Source organism: Streptomyces sp. NBC_01176, assembly GCF_045039825.1.
GTDB lineage: Bacteria > Actinomycetota > Actinomycetes > Streptomycetales > Streptomycetaceae > Streptomyces.
The window spans coordinates 9,706,545-9,727,938 of record NZ_CP108600.1 but is presented as its reverse complement, the minus strand read 5'-3'; the positions used below and the strand labels follow the sequence as shown (position 1 = coordinate 9,727,938).

Here is a 21,394-nt window from a genome sequence, read left to right as displayed (position 1 = left end):
AGGACTCCTCGGTGCGGACGGTTAGGCGGGGCGCGGGCCGGAGGCCGGGCCGGTGGAGGGAGTGGCGGTCCGCGGGCCGGTGCGGTGGGTGAGGAGCAGCGCGAGGAGGGCTGTGGTGAGCAGGACCGCGGCGGCGACGGTGAAGACGGTGCGGTAGCCGGCCGTGAGGGCTTCCAGTGGGGGCTGACGGGTGGACGCGCGGGCGGTGACGGAGCCGGCCAGGGTGGCCAGGGCGGCGAGGCCGATGGCGCCGCCGATCTGGCGGGTGGTGTTCACCAGGCCGCCGGCCAGGCCCGCGTCCTCCCGTGGGACGCCGTTCACGGCGAGCGCGGTGAGCTGGACGAAGGCGATGCTGAGGCCCAGGCCGATCAGGATGCTCGGGCCGAGGAGGTCGGCGAGGTAGCTGCCGTGGGCGCTGATCCGGGACAGCCACATCAGGCCCGCGGCCTCGGTGAGGAGGGCCGCGGTCACGGTCACGGGGCCCCCGATGCGCCGGGAGATACGCGGTGCCAGGGTGGCACCGAGCATATTGGCGCCGGCGAGCGGGAGTTGTCCCGCTCCGGTCACCAAGGGGCTGGACCCGAGGACCTGTTGCTGGTACAGCGGCAGGAAGAAGAACAGGGCGATCCACACCGAACCCAGCAGCGCCATCAGCAGGTTGCCCGCGGCGACCTGGCCGGTGGTGAGCAGACGCGGCGGTATCAGTGCGTGCGGGCGGCGGCGCTCGAGGACGGCGAAGGCCGCGAGCAGCACGGCGGCGGCCCCGAGGGCGCCCAGCACCCGGCCGTCGGTCCAGCCGGCGCCGCGTGCGGTGGTCAGGCTCCAGACCAGGCAGGTCAGGGCGAGGGTGACGGTGGCCGTGCCCAGCAGGTCGAACCGCCCGACCCCGCGTCCGGCCCCGCGCCCGGCCGCGTGTGGCACCAGCACGGCCACGGCGGCCAGGACCAGTGCCGCCCCGAGCGCGACCGCGTGGAAGACCCAGGGCCAGCCCCACGCCTGGGTGAGCACGCCGCCGAGCAGGACGCCGCCCGCTCCTCCCGCGCCGGAGACGGCCCCCCACACCCCCAGTGCCTTGCCGCGCCCCGGGCCGGAGGGGAACTGGTCCATCGTCAGGGCGAGCGCGGCCGGGGCGATGGCGGCGGCGGCAAGGCCCTGCACGGCGCGGGCGGCGATCAGCACGTCCGCGGCGGTGGCGAGTCCCGCCGAGAGGGAAGCCGCGGCGAACAGCGCGAGTCCGGCGATCAGCACCCGGTGGCGGCCGAGGAGGTCGGCCGCCCTCCCGCCCGCCAGGAGCAGCGCGCCGAACGCGAGGCCGTAGGCGTTGACCACCCAGGTGGTTCCGCCGTCCGACAGGCCGGCGCCGGCGCGGATCTGCGGAAGCGCCACATTGACGATCGAGGTGGCGAGCATGACGGTGAACTGCGCCGCGGCGAGTGCCGCGAGCACGGCTCCCGGCCGGGGCGCCCGGCGTGGTGCCTGCTTCGTCTGCGTGCGTGCAACGTTCATGACGCACAGGCTCGTGTCGGACGCTGTCCACTTTCCAGGCCTCACCGGGGCCGGCACTGTCCACTGCTGTCCGCACCCGTCCACTCGCGTCGGCCGGAGAGTGCGGCTCGGCTGCTACCGGGAGCCGTGCAACTCCTGCTGCCACAGGGCTTCGTAGAGCAGGTCAAGGCCCTGCCGCAGGTGGCGGCGGTAAGTGCCGTACGGAAGGCCCAGGCGGCGGGCGGCGGCCTCCTGGGTGGGTGCGCCGGAGAAGTAGCCGGCCGTCAGGGCCTCGCAGGCGCGCACTCCGCGGGGGTCGTGGGCGAGGTCGGCGACGGCCTGGCGCAGCAGGGTGCGCAGTTCCTCGACGGGATCGCCGAGGTCGGCCGCGAGACGGGTGCGCATCAGGGCGCAGGCGGCGAAGGCGGCCGGGTCGCGCCAGTGCGCCAGTGCTTCGCGTACGGCCTGGTCGAACGCGGCGCGCGAGATGGGCGAGGGTCCGGACGGGACCGGTATGTCGGGGGTCGATATGAAGCGGAGGAGCCAGCTCTCCACGGGGACCTGGCGCCAGTCGACGCTGAACAGCCCGTAGGTGTGCTCGCCCACACGCGGGCGCGCCCCGGTGTCGCCGAGGGTGCCTTCGACGCGTTCGGCCCAGGTCTCGGCGTCCTGGTAGACGGCGAAGCCGTAGGCACGGCCGCGGGCGCGGGCCGCTTCGGCCTGGGCCCGGGAACTGCTCAGGTCGATGACGCGCGAGGGCACCTGGTAGCGCTCGGGGTAGATCGAGAAGCGGCTTATGCCGATGTGTTCGCCGGGGTTCACCGGGGCGGTGGCTTCGGTGTGGCGCCACGCGGCGGCGACGACGGGGTCGGTGGCGAGGTCCTGGGGGTCGGGAGGGGCGGGCAGCGCGAGCCGGGCCGTGAAGGCGACGGTCCGGCCCGTGCTCACGAGACGGTAGACGCTGAACGCCTGCGGCTGGCGCCGGGCCCAGTAGCGGACCAGTTCCGCGGAGGCCGCTCCTTCGGTCTCCTCGGCCATCCGCAGCACGACGTCCATGTCGTCCGGGTGCAGAGGGCGGTCGTGCACCTCGTCCTCACGGGACCAAGTACGCAGCCGGGACAGGGCCGCTCCCTCCCGGAAGAGGTAGAAGAGCTCGTCGGTGACGGTCCACACCCGTTCCTCGGGTGCCTCGCGCAGGATGCGCAGGTATTCGTCCGCCAGGCGCCGGCGCATCGCCTCGAACGCGTGGGGGGCACGCCAGCGCAGGTCTGCGGCCAGCGTCTCGCGTGCCGCGTCGTGCGGGTGGAGCCCTCGGTGCGTGGACTCCATGAAGGGCAGGTCCCTCAGCCAGGAGAAGAGCAGATGGGCGTCCTCCCCGGGCAGCAGGGCGGCAAGCAGTTCCTCGGAGGTCGAGTGGGCCTGTGCGCCGACCTCCAGGGCGCGGCGGTGGGCAGCCGTGGGGACCTCACCGATCAGCCCGGCGAGCAGCGTGCGCAGGACGTCCGCGGACGGGGCCCAGATCTCCTCCCTGGAGCAGCCCGCCGATCCCGCGGCGGCCGCGAGGGACAGGGCCAACGGGTTGCCGCCTGCGAACCGCAGTACCCGGTCGCGCAGTTCGGGCCGGATCTGTGCCGCGGCAAGCAGGCTGCGGGCCTGTTCCGTGGAGAACGGCTCCAGTTCGGTCACGTGCAGGAGTCCGGACCAGGCGGGGTCGGTGGTCCACTGCGGTTGCGGGGCGCGCCGTCCGGCCAGGACGACCAGGGCGTCGTCGGCGGCGCGGGGCAGGAAGTGGTGCCACAGCCAGCTCTCCAGCCACTGGCAGTGCTCGAAGGAGTCCACGAACAGGACCGTGCCCGGAACGTCCAGGAAGGGACCGGCGGCGTGCTCGAAATCGGCCGGGTCCCGGCTGACGAAGCGGCCGTCGAGCTCGACGAGCGGTCGGCCCGCCGTACGAGCGTGGTCCGCCAGGCGCCTCAGCAGCGTCGACTTCCCGATGCCGCCCGGACCGTACACGTAGAACGCGAACGGTGCCTGCGGATCGCCGGCCAAGGCCTCCTCGAAACGTCCGAGTTCCTCGTCCCGGCCGATGAAGGAGCGCCCGCGCGCTCTGCTCAGTCTCTCTCCCACGGACACCATGGCGGATCCCCCTGCCCTTGCTCCGGAGGCCGATCTCCCCACCGGGGCCGCTGCTCCGCGCAGAGCCTAACGGAGGCCCAGTCCGGCCCACTTGAACAGCCCGGACCGCCTGCCGAGCCTGACCACCTGACGAGCTCCGATCACCTGACGAGCCCGGACCGTTGATGGGCCCGAACCACCTGATGGCCCGAACCTCCTGACGGGCCGGGTCACTTGATGTGCCCGAGGTTCCCGTCGTCGGAGTGGCCGGTGATCAGGAGGGTGGTTTCCTCGACGCGTCGGAAGCGGCCGTCGGGGGCCAGTCGCGCGAAGAGGTAGACCTCGGTACGGGAGACGCGGCCGTTGTGCTGGGTGAGGGTGACGGTGTGGCGGTCGGCGTAGCGCAGTCCGTCGCGGAGTTCGTCGTGGACCTCTATGTGTCCGCTGCGGATCAGGGAGCGGAGGCGGGTGATGTGCTGGGCGAAGGAGGTCCGGTCGCTCCACACGCCGTCGGTGCGCTGGCGGTAGTCGGGGGTGAAGTGCCGGTCGAGGGCTTCGGCGAGGTCGAGGTCCGGGTCGAAGAGCAGGTCGTTGATGGCGCGGGTGATGTCGGTCGGTTTCATCGCTGTGTTCGCCTGAAGGGAGTGGGGACAGGGAGTGTTCCTGGCTGCCGGGGCCGTGGAGGACAGGATGTCGGGCCGGTCCCGGGCAGGCCGGGTCAGGGGCTGTCGGTCATGGCCGGAGCCGCCTTCGTGGACGGAGTGAAGTCCAGTGACAGGGAGACGGGGCCTCGGGTGTACAGGCCGGTCTCCCGGTAGCGGAAGCCGGGGCTGTAGCGGACCTGGTCGAGCAGGGGCAGGAGCATCGCGGCGACGGTCTCGATCTCGGCGCGTGCGAAGGCCGCGCCGGCGCACTGGTGGAGTCCGGTGCCGAAGGACAGGTGCTGGGCGGCCGCGGTGAAGGAGCGGGCGGTGCCCAGGTCGGGGCGGTGGATGTCGAACGTGTCCGGGGCGGTGAAGGCCTCGGGGTCGCGGTTGGCCGCGCCGATCAGGCAGAAGACGGTGGCACCAGCCGGGACGGTGGTGCCCGCGAACACCGCGTTCCGCTCCGCCTGGCGGGGAATGAGCTGGACCGGTGGGGTGCGGCGCAGGGTCTCGGCGATCGCGGCGCTCAGCAGGGCCGGATCCTGGCGGACCTGTGCCATCTGCTCGGGATGGTCGATCAGGTGCTTGAAGAGCAGGGCGAGGGTCTTGTCCGCGGGTTCGGTGGCGGCGGCCAACACGTTGATGATCAGCGCGGTGACGTCGCGGTCGCTCAGGGCGATGCCGTCGAACTCGGCGGCGCACAGCTTCGATATCAGGTCCTCGCCGGGGTGGCGGCGCCGCTGTTCAACGACGGGTGCGAGGTAGGCCTCCAGCTGTTCCGCGCAGTCCATGCAGTGCCGACGGCGCTCGGGGGTGAGCGTCATGCTGGTGATGAACTCGGCGACCCCGCTGTGCCAGGCGGCTACCCGCCGCCAGTCCTCCCTGTCCAGACCGAGGACGTCGAGCGTCACGTGGACGGCGAGGGGCTTGCCGAAATCGTTGACGAGGTCCATCCGGCCGCGGGACAGGAAGGGGGTGATGAGTTCGGCGGCGTTGGCGCGGATGGCGTGTATCTGGCGCTGGAGGGCCTCGCCGGTGAAGCCCCGCACGACGATCTTCCGCTTGGCGGTGTGCTCGGCCCCGGTCATCTGGGCGAGGACCGGCCCGCGCATCACCGGCTCGGCGCGCACCTGCAACGTCCGGGTGGTGAACGCCTCATGGTCGGTGAGCACCCGTTTGACGTCCTGGTGGCGGGAGAGGAAATAGCTGTCGATCGCCGGCTCGTGGTGCACCGGAGACTCCTGCCTCAGCCGTGCGAAGTAGCGGTAGGGGTCTGCGGCGAAGTCCTCGGACAGGATGCTGAAACGGGGACTGACCAGGGGCATGGCGAAGACCTCTCCAAGTGCGCGGTGCCGGGGAGGAACAGCCCTGGCCGGAATGCGTGACCTGCCGTGTGATGCGCCCCCACCCCCGTCTGCCGCGTCCGCGAGAGGGTGAGCGAGCAGGCCCACCCGGCCTACAGGATGAACGAACGGCGGCACTGGTTCCGGTCACCTGCGGACTTCTTGCTCGGCGCGGACCGGCCGGGGATCACGGGAAGAGCCGGTTGCGGTGGTGGGCGGTGCCCGCCCCGCCGGCACCGCGATGTCCCGCCCGTACGGACCTGAACAGGCGCTACGAGGTAATCCATTCGCCCGACCGGCTTGCGTACGACGAGAATGCCGAGGCCCTCGACGATTCAAAAGGAGCTTCGCCATGACCGGTCCGCAGCACGCCCGCGACAGCCTGGACGGCCTGGTGATGGGCGACGCCTTCGGGGACAGTTGGTTCACGCGTTCCGACGAGGACGCCGAAGGCCAGTGGGCGGCGCGGCGGTTGCGTCCGGCGCCGTGGTCGTGGACGGACGACTCCGCCATGGCTTTCGTCCTGTTCGCACACCTCATGACCCATGGCGAGGTCCGGCCGGGCGAGCTGGCGAGGGAGTTCGCCGCCGAGTACGACCGGGACCCGGGGCGCAAGTACGGTCCGTCCATGCACGGTGTGCTGCGGCGCATCGGGGAGGGTGAGGACTGGCAGGCCGTCACCACGGCGCAGTTCGGGGGGCAGGGTTCCCACGGCAACGGCGCCGCGATGCGGGTCGCCCCTCTGGGGGCGTGGTTCCGGGACGACGTGGCGGTCGTGTGCGAGCAGGCCCGGCTGTCCGCGGTGGCCACGCACTCCCACCCGGAGGCGGTCGCGGGAGCCGTGGCCGTGGCGGTCGCCGCAGCGCTGGCGGCCGCCGGCAAGGGCCGGGACACCGCACCGCGCGCGGAGTTCCTGCGGGAGATCGCCTCGCATGTGCCGGACAGCGACGTGCGCTCCGGGCTGCTGGTGGCCGCGAGCCTCTCACCGCGCACGTCGGTTCGCCACGCGGCGTCCGTGCTGGGCTCGGGAACGCTGATCTCGGCTCCGGACACGGTGCCGTACGCCCTGTGGTCCGCCGCGGGGCATCCGGACGATCTCTCCGAGGCGTTGTGGCAGACCGTCGCCGGGTGGGGCGACCGCGACACCACCTGCGCCATCGCGGGTGGAGTCGTCGCGGCCCGAACCGGCACCGGCGCGCTGCCGGCGGCCTGGTTCCGGGCCCGCGAGGACATCCCCGCCTGGAGCCACTGGGATTCCGCCGAGGCCGGCCGGCGACACGCCGAGCACGCCGAATAGGTGGGCCAGAGCGACCCCTTCGCCCTTCCCCGCGGCACCCGGCGCCCAGGACTCGGGACTCGGCGCCCGGGGCTCGGCGGGCCCTCACCCCCTGCTCACGTACGGTCCCCTCCGCCGGGCACGACGTCCGCGCGGGCCAGGTGTTTGTGCAGGAACGCGATCTCCGCCTCGACGGCCTCTTCGTGTGCCTCCAGGAACGGGGCATAGTGACGACCTGTCAGGTGCAGTACCTCGGCGTCCGGGGCGTTGCGGGCCGCCTCGACGGCCGGGCCGGGGAGCGCGCTCCGGTCCTGGTCGCAGACGACCACGAGCAGGGGGCACCGGATCCGGGGGGCGTGGAGGCCGGGCCGGTACCCGCCGATCCGCAGCGCGATCCGTGCGGCGACCGTCTGCTCCCAGTCCGTGTAGCGGTGGTCAGGGTCCAGGGCCCGGTCACCGTCCATGGCGTCGGGCGTGGTGAGTGAGGCGACGGCGCCGCGTGCTCCGGCGGTGGGAATCAGCAGCGGAGGCCGTCCCAGGAGGCTACCGAGCGCGTCCGCGACCGCGCGGCCGAAGAGCCGGAACAGCGCGCGAGGTGTCATGGCGCGCAGCGCGTTGGGCGCCGCCGCCCGGCCGTCGACGAGTGGCGACTGCGCGATCACGGAGGCCAGCCGCGGATTGTCGGCCGCGACACGGAAGACGTGGCCGCCCGACAGGGAGAAGCCCCAGAGTGAGATTCCGCCGGGATCGACGTCGGGCAGACCGGCCGCGAAGTCGATCGCGGCCTGCCAGTCGGCGCGTTGGTCGCCGAGGCGGACGACCTGCCGCGGCACGCCCCCGCTCTCCCCGAACCGCCGGAAGTCGAAGGCCAGGACGGCGAATCCGGCGTCGTTGAACCGTCGGGCGAAGAGATCCGAGGCGGGCTCCTTCGTCACGCCGATCCCTCCGGCCATGATCACGCAGCCGCCGTTGGTGCCCGGATAGTGCCAGGCGGCGCACGTGGTGTCACCGCTGGCGAAGCGTACTTTTTCGCGTTGCTCGGACATGGGCACAGGGGCCTCCGTGGGTGTGAGTCGATCCGTCGTTCTCGGGGCTCTCTCGGTTCTCGGGGCTCTCTCGCGGATCCCAGGGTCTCGCGGACTCGCGGACTCGCGGACTCGCGGACTCGCGGACTCGCGGACTCGCGGACTCGCCGGGCGCGGGATGGGTGGGCGCGGGATGGGTGGGCCTGCGGTCCCGCAAGCACCGTGGTCGCGCAGTGGTCGCGCCGCGGGCACCGCTTCGCCGGTCACAGGTGACGATCAGTCAACTGTCGCCCACCCCCTCTCGGCTGCCGCCCGCCGCCTGTCAATCGACCACGAGGGGGGACCAGTTGTGCGGGTCGAGGATCATCGGGTGCTCCTTCCATGGCTACTCGGCTCCGTCGACGCGGGTCGCGCCCGGCGCGGAGTACGTACCGTCCATCCTTGGGGCGAGGCCTGCGGGACAGGCGGCGCGAGGCGCCGGAATGAGCGAAACTTGCCGCCATGGCACACGTGGCGGCGGATTCCGTACTGAGTCTCACGGACCAGCGGCTGGTGGCCGCCCTGCAGTGGGACGGCCGTCTCAGCGCGGAACGGGCGGCCCAGGTGCTGGATCTCAGCCCCGCCACCGTGCGCCGCCGCCTGCACGCGTTCGGCGCCGAAGGCACCGTGCGCGTGGTGATCTCACCGGTCGCGCGACCGCGCAACGGGGGTTCCGCCGGAGCTCTGTTCCTGCGGATCCGGGTGCTTCGGGGAAAGCTCGACACGATCGTGGCCGCGCTCGCGGCGCGCGAGGACATCCCGTTCATCGACGTCACCACCTCGGGTGACGAGATCTTCGCGGTGGCCCGTACGGAGCCGGGTTCGCGCGACCCGCTCGTCTTCCGCCAACTACCCTCCACGCAGGCGGTCACGTCGCTGGAGAGCGCCACCATCCTGCACGTCTTCCGGCTCACCTCGGAGTGGCGTCACGCCGTCCTGACGCCGGCCGAGCTCGCGGCCCTGAGTCCGGCCCCCGGCCCGGACCGGGGGCCGGCGTCCTCCGGGTCCCCGGGCCCGTACGGCGTCGACACCGATCCCCTGGAACAGTCCCTCATCGACGCACTCACTCCCGACGCGCGCCTCTCGGCCGCGGCCCTGGCGGCGCACACCGGTCACCCGGAGACGACGGTCCGCCGGCGGATCGCCCGACTGACGGCCCAGGGGCGTCTGGTCACCCAGGTCCTGGTCGACCCCCGCCGTATCGGGCTGCCCATCGAGGCCAAGCTCCTGCTGCACGTGGCGCCCGATCATCTGGCCGCCGCGGGCCGGGCGCTGGCCGACCATCCCTCGGTGCACGGCGCGTTCGCGACCTCGGGGCCATCGAACCTGCACGCGGCGGCCTACTTCCCCGACCTGGCCGCCCTCTACGGCTTCCTCTCCCGCGACCTGGTCGGCCTGGGGATCACACAGGTCGAGACGGCCATCGTCAGCCGCGCCGCCAAGCGCACGCCCGCGTTGGGCCTCGCCCAGCCCTCCCCCGCCGTCCCGCGCCACCGGCAACCGACCCGCGCGGGGCTGGACAAGGGCTGAGAACCGGCCTGCCGAACGCGTCCCGTTCGGGTAGGGCGGCCGGATGCGACGCCGTCCGTGCGGGGTGGCGCGTGGACGGCGGCGTTCAGCGCGGAAGCACCCAGTCCGGCGCCCAGGTCCCGGAAACGTCGTGGCCGGGCGTAGTGGCGGCGAGGTGGGCGCGGAGGGTGGCCAGCGCCGGGTGGGGGTTGTCGCGGTGCCACAGGAGCGAGTGCGGGTACACGGGCGTCGGGTCGGTCACCGGGATGCGGCGCAGGCCGTGGCCGGCGGGCCAGACGAGGCGGGTCTGCCCACCCATGAAGGTGGCCAGGGCCGGGGTGTCGGCGATGGTGTCGAGGAGGGCGTCGGAGCCGAAGTTGGGGCCGGTCGCCTCGATGGTGAGGCCGAACTCGGCGATGAGGTCGTCGTAGTAGGCGGCCCACTCGGTACCGGGGACGATGCCGGGCATCCAGATCCGGTGCCCGGCGAGCTGGGCGAGGGGCACCGACCGGGCGCCCGCCAGCGCATGGGCGGGGCCGGTGAGGAGCTCGAGCGGCTCGTCGAGGACCCGGACGGACTCGATGTCCGCGGCCAGGGGCCGGCCGGGCACGGCGACGGCGCGGAAGGACGCGTCGATCGCACCGGAGCGGATGGCGGTGACGGCCGTCTCGATGTCGAACAGCATCACCACGTCGAGGTCGATCTCGGGGTGTGCGCGGTGGAAGCCGCGCAGCAGGCCCGCCGCCGCGCCGCGCGAGGCGATCACGTCGACGCGCAGCGGACGCCGGCCGGTGTGTACGGACGCGACGGCGCGTTCGGCGACGCGCAGCAGCTCGCGCGCGTGGGGAAGGAACGCCTGCCCGTCGATGGTGAGCTCGGCGCCGCGGGCGGTGCGGGTGAACAGCCGCACGCCGAGGGTGCGCTCCAGCGCGGCGATGCGCTTGGAGACGGCCTGCTGGGTGACCGAGAGCTCGGCGGCGGCCTCCTGGAACTGCCCCGCGTCGGCGGCGGCGACGAAGGTCCGGACGGTGTCGAGGTCCATAGCGGCAGCCTACGGCCACAACCGTTGGTTGTGGCCAGGAGGTCCTGTGGTTGTTTGACCCCTGGGTGCGGCGCTCGCTTTGATGCTTCCGGTCGCGGATCGGTTGTGCGGGTGAGGTGTGCGGGTGAGGGGCGAGGGGCGGCGAGGGTGAGAAGCGGACACAGAAGTGGGCACTGGCCGGGACGTCTGCGCGGCCATCGGCTGGGGCGGCGGTTCGGGTGGTTCTGGGGAGCGTACGGAACCAGCGCGCTCGGCACCTGGCTCGCCTTCGGCGCGTTCCCGCTGATCGCCATCCGGGTCCTGCACGCCGGACCGGCCGAGGTCGCCGCGCTGTCCTCCGTGGGGGCCGCGGTGGGCGCGGCCGTGGCGGTGCCGCTCGGTCCGTGGGTGGAGTTCCGCCGCAAGCGCACGGTGCTGATCGCGATGGACCTGGTGCGGTTCGCGGCGCTGCTGACGATTCCCGCCGCGTTCGCGTTCGGCGCGCTCACCTTCCTTCAGCTCCTGCTGGTCTCGGTCGTCGTCGCGGCGGCCGACATCACCTTCCGCGCCGCCTCCGGCGCGTACCTGAAGACGCTGCTGGCGGCCGAGGACCTGCTCGTCGCCAACGCCCGGTTCGAGTCCACGGCCTGGACGACCACGATCATGGGGCCGCCGCTGGGCGGCGCCGCGATCGGGCTCCTCGGCCCGGTGGCGACGGTGGTGGCCGACGCAGTCAGCTACCTGCTCTCGGCCCTGGGCATCCGCGCGGCGGGCGGCCACGAGCCGCCGCCCGAACGCCGGGCGTCCGCACGCATGCGGGCCGGGGACCTGCTCGACGGCTGGCGGTACATCCTGGCCGACGCGACGCTGCGTCCGCTCTTCTTCAACACCGCCCTGTTCAACGGCCTGGTGATGGCCACGCAGCCGCTGCTGGCCGTCCTGATGCTCGGCCGGCTCGGGTTCGCACCGTGGCAGTACGGCCTCGCCTTCGCCGCGCCCTCGATCGGCGGCCTGCTCGGTTCGCGGCTGGCCCGACCGCTCGTCACCCGGTTCGGGCAGCACCAGGTCCTGGTCGTGACCGGGGCGCTGCGCGCGCTGTGGCCCGTCGGTCTGGCCTTCCTCGGACCGGGCACCGGCGGGCTGGTGCTGGTGATGGGCGTCGAGCTGGGGCTCATCTTCTGCTGCGGGGTCTTCAACCCCGTCTACGCCACCTACCGCCTCGAGCGCACCGCGACCGACCGGGTCACCCGCACGCTGTCCGCCTGGGCGGTGACGACCAAGGCGTCGGCCGCACTCCTGACGGCCGTCTGGGGCGGACTGGGCGGCCTGCTCGGCCCGCGTACGGCCATCGGGCTGGCCGGTGTCCTCCTGCTGGCGACCCCGATGCTGCTCCCCCGCCGCGCGGCGGCGCGTCTCCGCGAACCGGAGCCGTCACCGAGCCGCACCTGACGGCCACCACGGCCCTCACCGGCAGGCCGGCCGAGCCGGCACCGGGTCGGTCTCACCCCCCTTCTCCCCTCCCCGTCGTCCTCGCAGTACCCGTCGCCGTCGCCCTCGCGGTACCCGGGTCGTCGCACCCACCACTCGGGTGCGATAGGAAGTCCGGTGTGAACGACCAGACCCCGCCCGCGACTGTTCGCGTGTTCATCGCCCTCGCCCCGCCCGACCACGCGAAAGAAGAACTCGCCCGGGAGCTGCGCCCCGCCTACGGCACCCACCCTCAGATGCGGTGGAACCGCATCGAGGACTGGCACATCACCCTGGCGTTCCTCGGAGAGCTGCCCGCCGAGACGGTTCCGCTCCTGCGACCGCCTCTCGCCGGCCTCGCAGCCGACCACCGGCCCTTCTGCCTGGCACTGCGCGGCAGTGGAACCTTCGACGGCCGGGTGCTGTGGAGCGGGATCGACGGAGACCTCGACGAGCTGCACATGCTCGCCGCCGATGTGCGCACCACCGTCAAGAACTGCGGGGTCGCCTTCGAGGACCGGCCTCTGCGCCCCCATCTGACGCTGGCCCGCGCCCGCCGAGGAGACCGGTCCTCGGCGGAGGAGATCGCCGAAGGGGTCGCCGGATTCACCGGCCGCGGATGGCCTGCCGAACGTCTGCACCTGGTCGGCAGCAACGCCGGCCGCAGCCGCGGACCGATCCACTACCGCGACATCGACGCATGGGCCCTCGGCAACCCCGACATCACCGGCTCCTGAACGAACCGGCAGCACAAGGGCGGACGTGTCGCTCCGGTGGGCCGAAGAGGCGGACACGTAGCGGCCGTTGTCGTGGTGCACGTATGCCTCGACGGGCATCCCGGCCATCGAGCCGCCCATCGACCCAAGCCGACGGCGCACCCCCGCCCACCGGGCCGGCGAACCGCAACTTCCGGTACTCACACCAGAATTCATTTCTCGTTGAACCACCAAGATCTATGCAAGCGCACGCACCACACCGATCCTTGTTGTCATGCACCTGCGGCCCGACTGGCGGGCCGCGGATTCATGGAGGTGTGGAATGCGCCGAAGACTCGCCACCGCTCTCACCGCGTCCAGCCTGTCCCTGGTAGCCCTCATCGGCACCGCGAGCACCGCACAAGCCGCCGTCCCCGCCGACAAGGCGCAGGTCCTGTCGAGCTGGACCCAGACCAGCGCGTCCAGCTACAACACCTGGGCGGCGGCGCGATCGAACCAAGCCGCCTACGCTGCCTACCAGTTCGACTGGTCGACGGACTACTGCTCCACCTCCCCCGACAACCCCTTCGGCTTCCCGTTCGCCACCTCCTGCGCACGGCACGACTTCGGATACCGCAACTACAAGGCCGCGGGTACCTTCTCCGCCAACAAGTCCCGCCTCGACAGCGCCCTTTACGAGGACCTCAAGCGCGTGTGCGTGAACTACAGCGGCGCCACGAAGACGGCATGTGACGGCACGGCATGGACCTACTACCAGGCGGTCAAGGCCTTCGGCTGACCGACCCGGCCAGGACGCGGCGGGTCACGAGGCAGCCCGAACCTCTCGTGACCCGCTCCGCCGGGGCTCCTTACCGGCGCGCTGCCGGGCTCATCGCCCGCCGAGCCACCCACATCACGATGAGAAACCCCGAGCGCCCTCTCGGCGGTCCCGGTCTCAGATCCTGACGCCGGCGCCCACGGCAGGGCGTGACCGTCGGATGAAGACTCGGCGATCCGCGTGGCCGCATGCCCGGTCCACCCGCCGCAGGACACGTCCGCGCTCCGCTCCCGCCCCTCGAGGGGCGACACCGGGCAAGCTCAACCCTGCCCGGCATGGCCGTGACGATCACCCCCACCACACCGGCGTCGGCACCCAGGTTGATAGGCAAGGAGATACTTGCCTATGGTGTCGCCCATGCCGGACGATGTCTTCAAGGCACTCGCCGACCCCACCCGTCGGCGCATCCTTGACGAGCTGGTGGAACGGGACGGGCAGACCTTGTTCGAGATATGCGCACGGCTGGTGACGAAACACGGTCTGGGGATGTCCCGCCAGGCGATAAGCCAGCACTTGGCCGTACTCGAATCCGCGGGCCTGATCGTCTCGCGGCGCCAGGGCCGCTACAAGTTCCACGATCTGAACACCGAACCTCTTGAGCGCATCGTGACCCGATGGCTCAGGCCCGATGCACCGGAGAGCCGCCCATGAAGATCCACCTGTCCAGTGTCTTCGTCGACGACCAGGAGAAGGCCCTGCGTTTCTACACCGACGTGCTGGGCTTCGTGAAGAAGCACGACGTCCCCCTGGGCGAGGACAGGTGGCTCACCGTCGTCTCGCCGGAGGATCCGGACGGGACGGAACTGCTGCTCGAGCCCTCCGGTCATCCCGCGGTGCAGCCGTACAAGACGGCGCTGGTCCAGGACGGCATCCCGGCCACCTCCTTCGCCGTGGACGACGTACAGGCGGAGTTCAACCGACTGCGTGAGCTCGGGGTGTACTTCACCCAGGAGCCGCTGGAGATGGGCCCGGTCACCACCGCGGTTCTGGACGACACCTGCGGCAATCTGATCCAGATCGTGCACAGCAAGTAATAGGTGGTTTCAGAAAGGCGGGTCGTCCGCGGCGTCTTCGGCCATGCTGCCGAGCCAATCCAGAAGACCGACGCGAAGGAAGAATCGAGGCTCCTCAAACGTTCGGGCAGCGATGCTCCACCCAACTCCAGTCTGTCCGCAGCGACAACTCCTCCGGATCAACGGAACGACCGAGCTGACTCTTCATGCTCATCGGGCGAGGGTGACAGCTGCCAGTGCATCACTGCACCCACGCCCGGACAGCCTGATCACTGGATCGTTGCTTGGACAGTTGGCGCAGACATGGCCTGATCACGGTCCGTCCTGTCGCGTGATCGAGTCGCCCAGCCGGACCGTGCCTGGTTCCAGGACGTCCAGGTACACCCCGAGGCACGCCAGCCGGCCCAGATCGAAGACGGGTATCCGGTGTTCGCGGGCGATCGCACGCATGACGCCAGGGTCGGCTCCCAGTTCGTCATGACCGAGGGTGGGCACCACACACCGGGGCGTGGGCACCACCACTCGGAACAGCGCCTCGCCGACGCGTACTCGCCGGTCCACCCATGTGTCCTCCACGAAATCCTGTCCACCGCCGGTGTCGACAACCAGGTTCGGCCGGAAGCGGCGCGGATCGAAGTCACTGTCGGGATACCCGGCCCGGAGCCCCGCCAAGGAGGACGTCGTGACGAGGTGCACCCTCCCGAAGTCGAAGAACGTCCCCGCGGCGACGTTGCCGACGGTGATCTCGTCCCCCGTACCGTCCACGGAGGCCGTCGCCCGGACGACGTCGGGGACACCGCCTTCGTACTGGGGGACGGCGCGCTCCAGCGTGCTGTCCGCTGGGGCACTGGCCGAGACGCACACATGGCGGCCCAGCAGCTTGGACAGCCGCATGTCCAGATCGGGGTCTCCGACGGGGAGAGTCACGCCGTCGGGCAGTTCCACCTCGACGGCGCCGTCGTCGGTCAACCGGCTGCGGCAGTCCAGCAGTTGCCCCCACTTACGGGGGTGCTTGACGCTCCCGATCGCGCCGGTGTCGTCGAGGACGGCATACGTCCTGTCCCCGGCGAGCCCCGCGTGGGTGACGGCCGCGGACAGCAACGTCTCCCCGAGCATGGACTTCACCGGATACCGGCACAACGCAGCCACAGTCCCCATGGAGATCAATCATGGCACCGGTCACAGCTCCTCGGCCAGATCGCCTGGACGACTGCGATCACGCCCGAACTCGGCCCCACCGCATGCCCATTGGGCGGTGGCGCACCTGCAAGACGACTCACGAACAGGAGGGACGCCCGGCTGTCCTCGCGAAGGGGGGCCGGTCGCCTTCGATCTTGACAATCCGCTACCGCGACCTGAAGGCTGACCAACCAGTCGGTATGAAGGATGGGATCGTGACCAAGCTGAGCATCTCCACCGCCGCGGGCGTGTTCGACGCCATCACGGCGGGACCGTCCGAGGGCCGCCCGGTACTGCTGCTGCACGGTTTCCCCCAGACCGGGCTGGCGTGGCACCAGCAGATCGAGGCGTTGTCCGCCCGCGGCTACCGTGTCGTGGCACCCGACCAGCGTGGCTACTCCCCCGGTGCCCGCCCCGATCGGCCGGAGGACTACCGCATGGGTGCGCTGGTCGACGATGTCGTCGCGATCACGAAGGAACTGGGCTGGGCGACATTCGACCTGGTCGGCCACGACTGGGGAGGCGCGGTGGCGTGGTGGACCGCGGATGCCCATCCCGGCCGCGTCCGTACCCTGACCGTTGTCTCGACCCCGCACCCCGGCGCTCTGGCCGGTGCCCTGCGCAACGACCCGGACCAGCGCGCACGATCCCACTACATGATCGACTGGCGCGAGACTCCCTCGACCGAGGATCGCATGCTCGCCGACGACGCTCGGCAGCTTCGCAGCATCTACGCCGGGAAGGTACCGCAGGCCAGTGTCGACGCCTACGTACGGCAACTGTCGCAGCCGGGCGCGCTCACCGCGGCACTGAACTGGTACCGGGCCGGTCGCCCCGACGGGACGATCGGGCTCATCGATGTTCCCACGCTGTACGTCTGGAGCACGAAGGACGCCGCGTTCGGCCCCGCGGCCTCGCAGGCGACCGAACAGTGGGTCGGCGGACCGTACCGGTTCGAGACACTCCATGACGTCAGCCACTGGATTCCCGAAGAAGCACCCGAAGCGCTGAACGGTCTGCTGCTCGAACATCTGCGAGCGCACGGCGAATAGGGCGCCACGGCACACCCCGCCTGTCGACTCCTGCGGCGACGCCGCGCGGACCTCGGACCCAGCGGGCCCCCAGGACACCCCGCCCGCTGGAGACTTTCGGGTGGCTGTCAGCGCGACCCCCGGGCCGGCGGGGTATCCGTGGCGGGTGCGCCACCGGTCCCATCCACGTCGAGTCGGCAGGGGAACGGTGGCGCGGTCACGCCTCGACGAGATCGCCCGTCGCCGTCGCGGGCTTCGGCCCAGGTGCGGCGGCAGCGGTGCGGCGGCGGGCCAGCACTCCGGAGAACCAGTATCCGCCGATCATCAAGGCGATGAGGGCGATGGTCTCGGTGCTGCCCAGTACCCAGGTGGAGGCACTGACCACCTTGTCGGGACGCCTGGGCAGGTCCTCGGGGGAGATCGCGATCGCGGAGTGCTTGGCGGTCTCGGCCTGGAACGCCTGGTTGCGAGCGGAGCCGTGGAGGAAGGGCGCGACGAAGAGCAGTGACATTCCGAGCAGGGTCTCGACGGTGACCACCGCCGGGAACTGACGCACGAGGATGGTGCGCAGCGGACGCTCGTCACCGGCGGCCCGAAGCGCGTCGATCCGCGGGTGCAGCCAGAACTGGTTGAAGACACCGAGCAGGAGCAGGGTTCCGAAGATGAGGATCTTCACGCCCAGCACGCGCCCGTACATCGTCGTGAACAGCTGTGAGGGGCCGTCGACGTGCTCCCAGTACAGGAACAGCCCGGACAGGGTGATCGCGGTGACGCAGCTCATGGCGGCGGCGGAGAAGCGGCGGATCGCGGGGGACCAGAAGGCGGAGCGTTCGGCGGACGGGACGGCGCCCGGAACGGCCAGCAGTGCGAGTCCGGCCAACCCGCCCAACCAGATTGCTCCGCCGAACAGATGCAGCATCCACATCGCCGTCTCGAAGATGGTGTGGCCCCACTCCTCGGGCATCGCGTCCGGGAACCTGGTGGTACCCAGGGCGATCATCCCCGCGCCGAGGCCTGCTGTGAGCAGCCCCTTCCGCGCTCGACCGTTCGCGGCCCCGCGGAAGGCGAGCGGGGCGATCAACGCCGCACCGACCAGCAGCATGGTCACCTCGAGCCCCGACAGCCGTCCGGCGTTGGTGCCGTCGTAGAGGGCGTTCCAGGCGGCCTTGTAGTGGTATCCGCCGCTGTCCCCGGAGTGCGCGAGGTCGGTGAGCACCGCGGCAAAGGCCAGCACCGCCAGGACGACCGCCGCGCGGGCGAGTCTGGCCGTCACCGCGGCGAGGGCGTCGGCTCCGATCCGGCGCGCCGCAGGCCCCGCGGCCATCAGAGCCAGGGCAGTCACCCCGACAAATCCCATCAGGGTCACCCACGTTGCCCACGCCACCGCACTGTCCTCGAAGGGACCGAGCGGGGTCGACGGCGCGGGCGCCGCGGAGAACCGCAGCAAGCCGGATGTCGGATCGGACAGGGGCATGACTGACCACCCTCTTGAGGACGGGGAAGATTTCGAAAGCGACTTAGGTTAGGCACTCCTTACTTGAAACGTCAACAGGTGCCCGCCTGCCCGGGGCACCTCCGCGGAATCACACCGAGTTCCAGCACTCGCACGACCGCGTTCGACACCGGGAACCACCACCGACGCGCCGCCCCGCCGGAAGCGCTCCCGTCCCCCCTTCGACACCACAGGAGACGGCGGCGCCGTGTGCGCGCTGCCCGATAGATTGCCCGCATGCCCTCTGCACTTGTCGTCGGTTACGACCCGCAAGCGATACCCGGCGTCGACGGGCAGGCGCTTCGCGCGGCTCTCGACGCGGAGTTGGCCCGCTTCGGCGAGCACGGCATCAACGCGGCGATGACACTGGTCACGTTCGACGAGTCGACCGAGTCCGCCCTCGCCGCTTCGCTGACCGAGCACCCGTGGGATGTCGTGGTCGTCGGCGGTGGGATCCGGAAGGCCGAACAGCTTCTTCCGCTCTTCGAGAAGATCGTGAACCTGATTCGCCGTCATGCGCCCCAGGCGGCGATCGCGTTCAACACCAGTGGCGGGGACAGCGTCGAGGCGGCACAACGCTGGCTCTGAACTCCGGCGTCCCGACGGTTCGTGCTCTGGCCACGTAGGTTCGCGATCACCGGGACCCGGTTCCCGTCAGCCGAGCCAGCAACAGTTGGTGCAGACCGACGAGGACACCGTCCGCGACGTGATCCACCGGTTCAACGAGACCGGCCTGGCCTGCATGGACCCTCAGTGGGCGGGAGGCCGTCCCCGCCTGCTCAGTCCTGACGACGAGGACTTCGTCGTCCAGACGGCCACCACCCGCCCGACCAAGCTCGGCCGGCCCCTCACCCGCTGGTCCCTCCGTAAACTCCACCCGGGTCGCCCTCAAGTCATCCGCGCGGCCCACCCGGACGGTGCCCCCGATCTACGTCAAACACCGCCACCCCGACGCGCTGTCCGCCCAACACCGCGAACACGCCCGTAGCGGCAGCGAGATGGGCATCCGCTGGGGCGGCCGAAGTCAGACAGCCGCTGCCTAAACCGTCCGCACTCCCCGGCGGCCACGCACTACGGTGGGATACATGTCCGAGCACTCCGTGCGGGATTTCTACGACGATTTGGCCCACGACTACCACCTGATGTTCCGGGACTGGGACGCAAGCATGGCCTACCAGTCCGAGGTACTGGGCGGGCTCCTCCGTCAGTCTCTCGGCGCGGGACCGCACACCGTCCTGGACTGCTCGTGCGGGATCGGCACCCAGGCCATCGGGCTGGCCCTGGCCGGGCACCAGGTCGTCGGCAGCGACCTGAGCCCGGTCGCCGCCGCGCGCGCCGCCGCCGAAGCGGCGGCCCGGGGCATCCGGCTTCCGGCCGCTGCGGCTGACATGCGCCAACTGCCGTTCAGGGAGACGTCATTCGACGTCGTCCTCTGCGCGGACAACTCGCTCCCGCACCTACTCTCCGGGCAAGATCTCCGGGCGGCACTCCTCGGCATGAGACGCGTGCTCCGAGACGACGGACTGTTGATGATCACTGTCCGGGCCTACGACGAGACGCGCCCGACCAGACCCACGTCGACACCTCCCCAGGTCTCGGAAACACGCGACGGCCAAGTGATCACCTTCCAGCTGTGGCACTGGCATGAAGACGGCGAGCGCTACGACTTGGAACACTTCCAGCTCATCCCCGCGGAGAACACCTGGCACGTCCGAGTCCGCCGGAGCACCTACTGGGCGCTGACGCCCCCGCAGCTGACAGAGTTCGTCACTGACGCCGGCTTCACCGACATCACCTGGCACAGTCCGGCCTCCAGCGGGTACTACCAGCCCGTGCTCACCGCACAGCGTGCTCCCTCAGCGCAGTAGTCCAGACATCGGTTCCGCCCTGCCTGGCTCTCCGTTCGTCCATGGAAAACCGCTGAACGTTGCCGGTCACAGCAGTAGGGGCTGTGATTACGGGACGGCCCTCAGACGCGTGAACGCCCACGCGGCGTGCCCGACCCGGTGGGCTCAGCGTACGGGCGAGTCGATGCGCTGCAGGATGCGCTCGGTGTCCTGGCCGAGTCGGCGCAGGCGCTCGTTGGACAGGTTGTCCACCACGAGGTGCCGTACATAGGCCGCATGCTCCGGCCCGGCCGATTCCGGCTTCCTCATGCCGTCGGGCAGAGGATGGCGTTGATGAAGCGTCCATCGCTCGGATCCGGTTCACGCCGGAGGTAGCCACGGCTTTCCAGTCGTTTCACCAGGTGCGACAGGCGGGACAGCGCCGAGCTGGTGCGCTCGGCCAGCACGCTCATGCGCAACGTCCACTCGGGCGCGTCGGCCGGCATCGCCATGGCCATGTACTCGACCATGCTCAGCTCCGCGTCGCGCTGCAACTGGGCATCCAGAGCCCACGGAAGCCGGGTGATGAGGCGTACCACCGACATCCACGACGCCAGTTCGGCCGGCGCCAGCCACGGGCCGGCATGCTCGTCTGCCTGCCGCGACGCGTCGGGGGTGGTCATTTCCCGAGCGTATCGGCCACGGTGTGCGACGGCCTGGACCGCGAGACGTTGACGTACGACCAAGGTCTGCTGCTACCGCTGCCGCCGAGTCGTCCTCCGGGCTGCGGGCGAGGGCAGCTCGGACCACACGGTCACTCGTGTAGCCGGCCAGTCAATGTCCGCGCAGGTGAGGGAAGTTGTCGACGCCGAACCTGCGGGGGCGCCGGCGGTGATCCAGGTGGTCGCTCGCCGCTTCAGCCTCCCGTCCGCCCAACTGGGACTGGCCCGGCGCCTCCCCCTGACTGTCTGGCGGTGTCGGTCAGGGTCGGCACGACGGGCACCATCGGGCACCCGCTCTACCCGTCCCGGGATGCTGTCCGGCGTCAACCGGCCCTCGTAAGCGGGCGGCTGGGGTCCCCACGACGCCTGCGGCCGATCAGGCCGTGCGTGAGGGGCCATGACGAACCGTGACGGGCCGCTCGATGGTCGCACCCTCGCAATACCGCGGCACCGCAGCTGTCAGCGCGACGCGTTGGAGTCGGCGCCGTCCGCCGGCTCCGCCTCGGCGGCGAGCACCTTGGCGCGCAGCTCCGCCCGAAAGACCCCCTCGAAGGTCGCGGACGGAGCACGTCCGTTGCCCTCCGCCGGGCGCAGGCCGTCGTGGACGACCACCGCTCCCCAGCCGTTGTACAACTCCTCTTCGGTGAAGCACGGGTACCACGACATGATCTTGC

Annotated in this window: 21 protein-coding genes and 1 pseudogene; 11 read left to right on the top strand and 11 right to left on the bottom strand. The window is 71.1% G+C overall.

Annotated features, from left to right (window positions below):
* Positions 1-21: 21 nt before the first annotated feature.
* The 4 genes from OG199_RS42385 to OG199_RS42370 form a co-directional block, all read right to left on the bottom strand.
* On the bottom strand, positions 22-1,506 hold the full coding sequence (locus OG199_RS42385; protein WP_405834289.1) for an MFS transporter: 1,485 nt from the start codon (positions 1,504-1,506) through the stop codon (positions 22-24).
* Between the two features lie 114 nt (positions 1,507-1,620).
* Positions 1,621-3,621 (bottom strand): AAA family ATPase, encoded by a 2,001-nt coding sequence (locus OG199_RS42380; protein WP_405834287.1) that lies wholly within the window; start codon positions 3,619-3,621, stop codon positions 1,621-1,623.
* A 209-nt stretch (positions 3,622-3,830) separates the two neighbouring features.
* Positions 3,831-4,223, bottom strand: coding sequence for a nuclear transport factor 2 family protein (locus OG199_RS42375; protein ID WP_356797968.1), 393 nt, complete (start codon positions 4,221-4,223; stop codon positions 3,831-3,833).
* Between the two features lie 95 nt (positions 4,224-4,318).
* Positions 4,319-5,569, bottom strand: coding sequence for a cytochrome P450, cyclodipeptide synthase-associated (locus tag OG199_RS42370; protein ID WP_405834285.1), 1,251 nt, complete (start codon positions 5,567-5,569; stop codon positions 4,319-4,321).
* Positions 5,570-5,939: 370 nt separating this feature from the next.
* Here OG199_RS42370 and OG199_RS42365 point away from each other — a divergent pair, with 370 nt between their 5' ends.
* On the top strand, positions 5,940-6,884 hold the full coding sequence (locus OG199_RS42365) for an ADP-ribosylglycohydrolase family protein (RefSeq protein ID WP_401808150.1): 945 nt from the start codon (positions 5,940-5,942) through the stop codon (positions 6,882-6,884).
* A gap of 95 nt (positions 6,885-6,979) precedes the next feature.
* On the opposite strand, the gene OG199_RS42360 is transcribed toward OG199_RS42365, so the two are convergent.
* Positions 6,980-7,909, bottom strand: a complete 930-nt coding sequence (locus OG199_RS42360) for an alpha/beta hydrolase (RefSeq protein ID WP_405834283.1) — start codon at positions 7,907-7,909, stop codon at positions 6,980-6,982.
* A gap of 480 nt (positions 7,910-8,389) precedes the next feature.
* Between OG199_RS42360 and OG199_RS42355 the strand changes: the two genes are divergently transcribed.
* Positions 8,390-9,457 (top strand): Lrp/AsnC family transcriptional regulator, encoded by a 1,068-nt coding sequence (locus tag OG199_RS42355; RefSeq protein WP_405834282.1) that lies wholly within the window; start codon positions 8,390-8,392, stop codon positions 9,455-9,457.
* An 85-nt stretch (positions 9,458-9,542) separates the two neighbouring features.
* Here OG199_RS42355 and OG199_RS42350 read toward each other — a convergent pair whose 3' ends face one another.
* The gene (locus OG199_RS42350; RefSeq protein WP_401808157.1) at positions 9,543-10,478 is read right to left on the bottom strand and encodes a LysR family transcriptional regulator; all 936 of its coding nucleotides are present in this window, start codon (positions 10,476-10,478) and stop codon (positions 9,543-9,545) included.
* A 147-nt stretch (positions 10,479-10,625) separates the two neighbouring features.
* Here OG199_RS42350 and OG199_RS42345 point away from each other — a divergent pair, with 147 nt between their 5' ends.
* The 5 genes from OG199_RS42345 (at position 10,626) to OG199_RS42325 (ending at position 14,491) form a co-directional block, all read left to right on the top strand.
* Positions 10,626-11,906, top strand: a complete 1,281-nt coding sequence (locus OG199_RS42345) for an MFS transporter (protein ID WP_405834279.1) — start codon at positions 10,626-10,628, stop codon at positions 11,904-11,906.
* 158 nt (positions 11,907-12,064) lie between these two features.
* On the top strand, positions 12,065-12,661 hold the full coding sequence (thpR, locus tag OG199_RS42340) for an RNA 2',3'-cyclic phosphodiesterase (RefSeq protein ID WP_401808162.1): 597 nt from the start codon (positions 12,065-12,067) through the stop codon (positions 12,659-12,661).
* A 301-nt stretch (positions 12,662-12,962) separates the two neighbouring features.
* The gene (locus tag OG199_RS42335; RefSeq protein ID WP_266696036.1) at positions 12,963-13,418 is read left to right on the top strand and encodes a phospholipase; all 456 of its coding nucleotides are present in this window, start codon (positions 12,963-12,965) and stop codon (positions 13,416-13,418) included.
* 396 nt (positions 13,419-13,814) lie between these two features.
* Positions 13,815-14,108 (top strand): ArsR/SmtB family transcription factor, encoded by a 294-nt coding sequence (locus tag OG199_RS42330; RefSeq protein WP_405834277.1) that lies wholly within the window; start codon positions 13,815-13,817, stop codon positions 14,106-14,108.
* Complete coding sequence (locus tag OG199_RS42325; protein ID WP_356797950.1) at positions 14,105-14,491, top strand: VOC family protein; 387 nt, start codon at positions 14,105-14,107, stop codon at positions 14,489-14,491. The genes OG199_RS42330 and OG199_RS42325 overlap by 4 nt, the downstream gene beginning before the upstream one ends.
* A gap of 291 nt (positions 14,492-14,782) precedes the next feature.
* Here the strand turns inward: OG199_RS42325 and OG199_RS42320 are convergent, their stop codons facing one another.
* Complete coding sequence (locus OG199_RS42320; protein WP_405834275.1) at positions 14,783-15,628, bottom strand: MOSC domain-containing protein; 846 nt, start codon at positions 15,626-15,628, stop codon at positions 14,783-14,785.
* Positions 15,629-15,864: 236 nt separating this feature from the next.
* Here OG199_RS42320 and OG199_RS42315 point away from each other — a divergent pair, with 236 nt between their 5' ends.
* A complete protein-coding gene (locus OG199_RS42315; protein ID WP_405834273.1) occupies positions 15,865-16,701 on the top strand; it encodes an alpha/beta fold hydrolase in 837 nt (278 codons plus the stop codon).
* Positions 16,702-16,897: 196 nt separating this feature from the next.
* On the opposite strand, the gene OG199_RS42310 is transcribed toward OG199_RS42315, so the two are convergent.
* Positions 16,898-18,154, bottom strand: a complete 1,257-nt coding sequence (locus OG199_RS42310) for a CopD family protein (RefSeq protein WP_405834271.1) — start codon at positions 18,152-18,154, stop codon at positions 16,898-16,900.
* 255 nt (positions 18,155-18,409) lie between these two features.
* Between OG199_RS42310 and OG199_RS42305 the strand changes: the two genes are divergently transcribed.
* From OG199_RS42305 to OG199_RS42295, 3 genes and pseudogenes are all read left to right on the top strand, one after another.
* Positions 18,410-18,760, top strand: a complete 351-nt coding sequence (locus tag OG199_RS42305; protein WP_405834269.1) for a hypothetical protein — start codon at positions 18,410-18,412, stop codon at positions 18,758-18,760.
* 85 nt (positions 18,761-18,845) lie between these two features.
* A pseudogene (locus tag OG199_RS42300) lies at positions 18,846-19,046 on the top strand (helix-turn-helix domain-containing protein); the annotation flags it as partial.
* A 211-nt stretch (positions 19,047-19,257) separates the two neighbouring features.
* Positions 19,258-20,040, top strand: coding sequence for a class I SAM-dependent methyltransferase (locus OG199_RS42295; RefSeq protein WP_401808171.1), 783 nt, complete (start codon positions 19,258-19,260; stop codon positions 20,038-20,040).
* 144 nt (positions 20,041-20,184) lie between these two features.
* Here OG199_RS42295 and OG199_RS42290 read toward each other — a convergent pair whose 3' ends face one another.
* The 3 genes from OG199_RS42290 to OG199_RS42280 all read right to left on the bottom strand — a co-directional run bounded on the left by OG199_RS42290 (position 20,185) and on the right by OG199_RS42280 (position 21,386).
* Positions 20,185-20,328, bottom strand: coding sequence for a hypothetical protein (locus OG199_RS42290; protein ID WP_356797940.1), 144 nt, complete (start codon positions 20,326-20,328; stop codon positions 20,185-20,187).
* On the bottom strand, positions 20,325-20,681 hold the full coding sequence (locus OG199_RS42285) for a MarR family winged helix-turn-helix transcriptional regulator (protein ID WP_405834266.1): 357 nt from the start codon (positions 20,679-20,681) through the stop codon (positions 20,325-20,327). Before OG199_RS42285 ends, OG199_RS42290 begins: the two co-directional genes overlap by 4 nt.
* A gap of 498 nt (positions 20,682-21,179) precedes the next feature.
* A complete protein-coding gene (locus OG199_RS42280; protein ID WP_405834264.1) occupies positions 21,180-21,386 on the bottom strand; it encodes a hypothetical protein in 207 nt (68 codons plus the stop codon).
* Positions 21,387-21,394: the final 8 nt, after the last annotated feature.

Bases quoted from the DNA above. Each gene is read 5' to 3' on its own strand.
- OG199_RS42385 (WP_405834289.1), bottom strand. From the start codon at position 1,506: ATGAACGTTGCACGCACGCAGACGAAGCAGGCACCACGCCGGGCGCCC.
- OG199_RS42380 (WP_405834287.1), bottom strand. From the start codon at position 3,621: ATGGTGTCCGTGGGAGAGAGACTGAGCAGAGCGCGCGGGCGCTCCTTC.
- OG199_RS42375 (WP_356797968.1), bottom strand. From the start codon at position 4,223: ATGAAACCGACCGACATCACCCGCGCCATCAACGACCTGCTCTTCGAC.
- OG199_RS42370 (WP_405834285.1), bottom strand. From the start codon at position 5,569: ATGCCCCTGGTCAGTCCCCGTTTCAGCATCCTGTCCGAGGACTTCGCC.
- OG199_RS42365 (WP_401808150.1), top strand. From the start codon at position 5,940: ATGACCGGTCCGCAGCACGCCCGCGACAGCCTGGACGGCCTGGTGATG.
- OG199_RS42360 (WP_405834283.1), bottom strand. From the start codon at position 7,909: ATGTCCGAGCAACGCGAAAAAGTACGCTTCGCCAGCGGTGACACCACG.
- OG199_RS42355 (WP_405834282.1), top strand. From the start codon at position 8,390: ATGGCACACGTGGCGGCGGATTCCGTACTGAGTCTCACGGACCAGCGG.
- OG199_RS42350 (WP_401808157.1), bottom strand. From the start codon at position 10,478: ATGGACCTCGACACCGTCCGGACCTTCGTCGCCGCCGCCGACGCGGGG.
- OG199_RS42335 (WP_266696036.1), top strand. From the start codon at position 12,963: ATGCGCCGAAGACTCGCCACCGCTCTCACCGCGTCCAGCCTGTCCCTG.
- OG199_RS42330 (WP_405834277.1), top strand. From the start codon at position 13,815: ATGCCGGACGATGTCTTCAAGGCACTCGCCGACCCCACCCGTCGGCGC.
- OG199_RS42325 (WP_356797950.1), top strand. From the start codon at position 14,105: ATGAAGATCCACCTGTCCAGTGTCTTCGTCGACGACCAGGAGAAGGCC.
- OG199_RS42320 (WP_405834275.1), bottom strand. From the start codon at position 15,628: ATGGGGACTGTGGCTGCGTTGTGCCGGTATCCGGTGAAGTCCATGCTC.
- OG199_RS42310 (WP_405834271.1), bottom strand. From the start codon at position 18,154: ATGCCCCTGTCCGATCCGACATCCGGCTTGCTGCGGTTCTCCGCGGCG.
- OG199_RS42305 (WP_405834269.1), top strand. From the start codon at position 18,410: ATGCCCTCTGCACTTGTCGTCGGTTACGACCCGCAAGCGATACCCGGC.
- OG199_RS42295 (WP_401808171.1), top strand. From the start codon at position 19,258: ATGTCCGAGCACTCCGTGCGGGATTTCTACGACGATTTGGCCCACGAC.
- OG199_RS42290 (WP_356797940.1), bottom strand. From the start codon at position 20,328: ATGAGGAAGCCGGAATCGGCCGGGCCGGAGCATGCGGCCTATGTACGG.
- OG199_RS42285 (WP_405834266.1), bottom strand. From the start codon at position 20,681: ATGACCACCCCCGACGCGTCGCGGCAGGCAGACGAGCATGCCGGCCCG.
- OG199_RS42280 (WP_405834264.1), bottom strand. From the start codon at position 21,386: ATGTCGTGGTACCCGTGCTTCACCGAAGAGGAGTTGTACAACGGCTGG.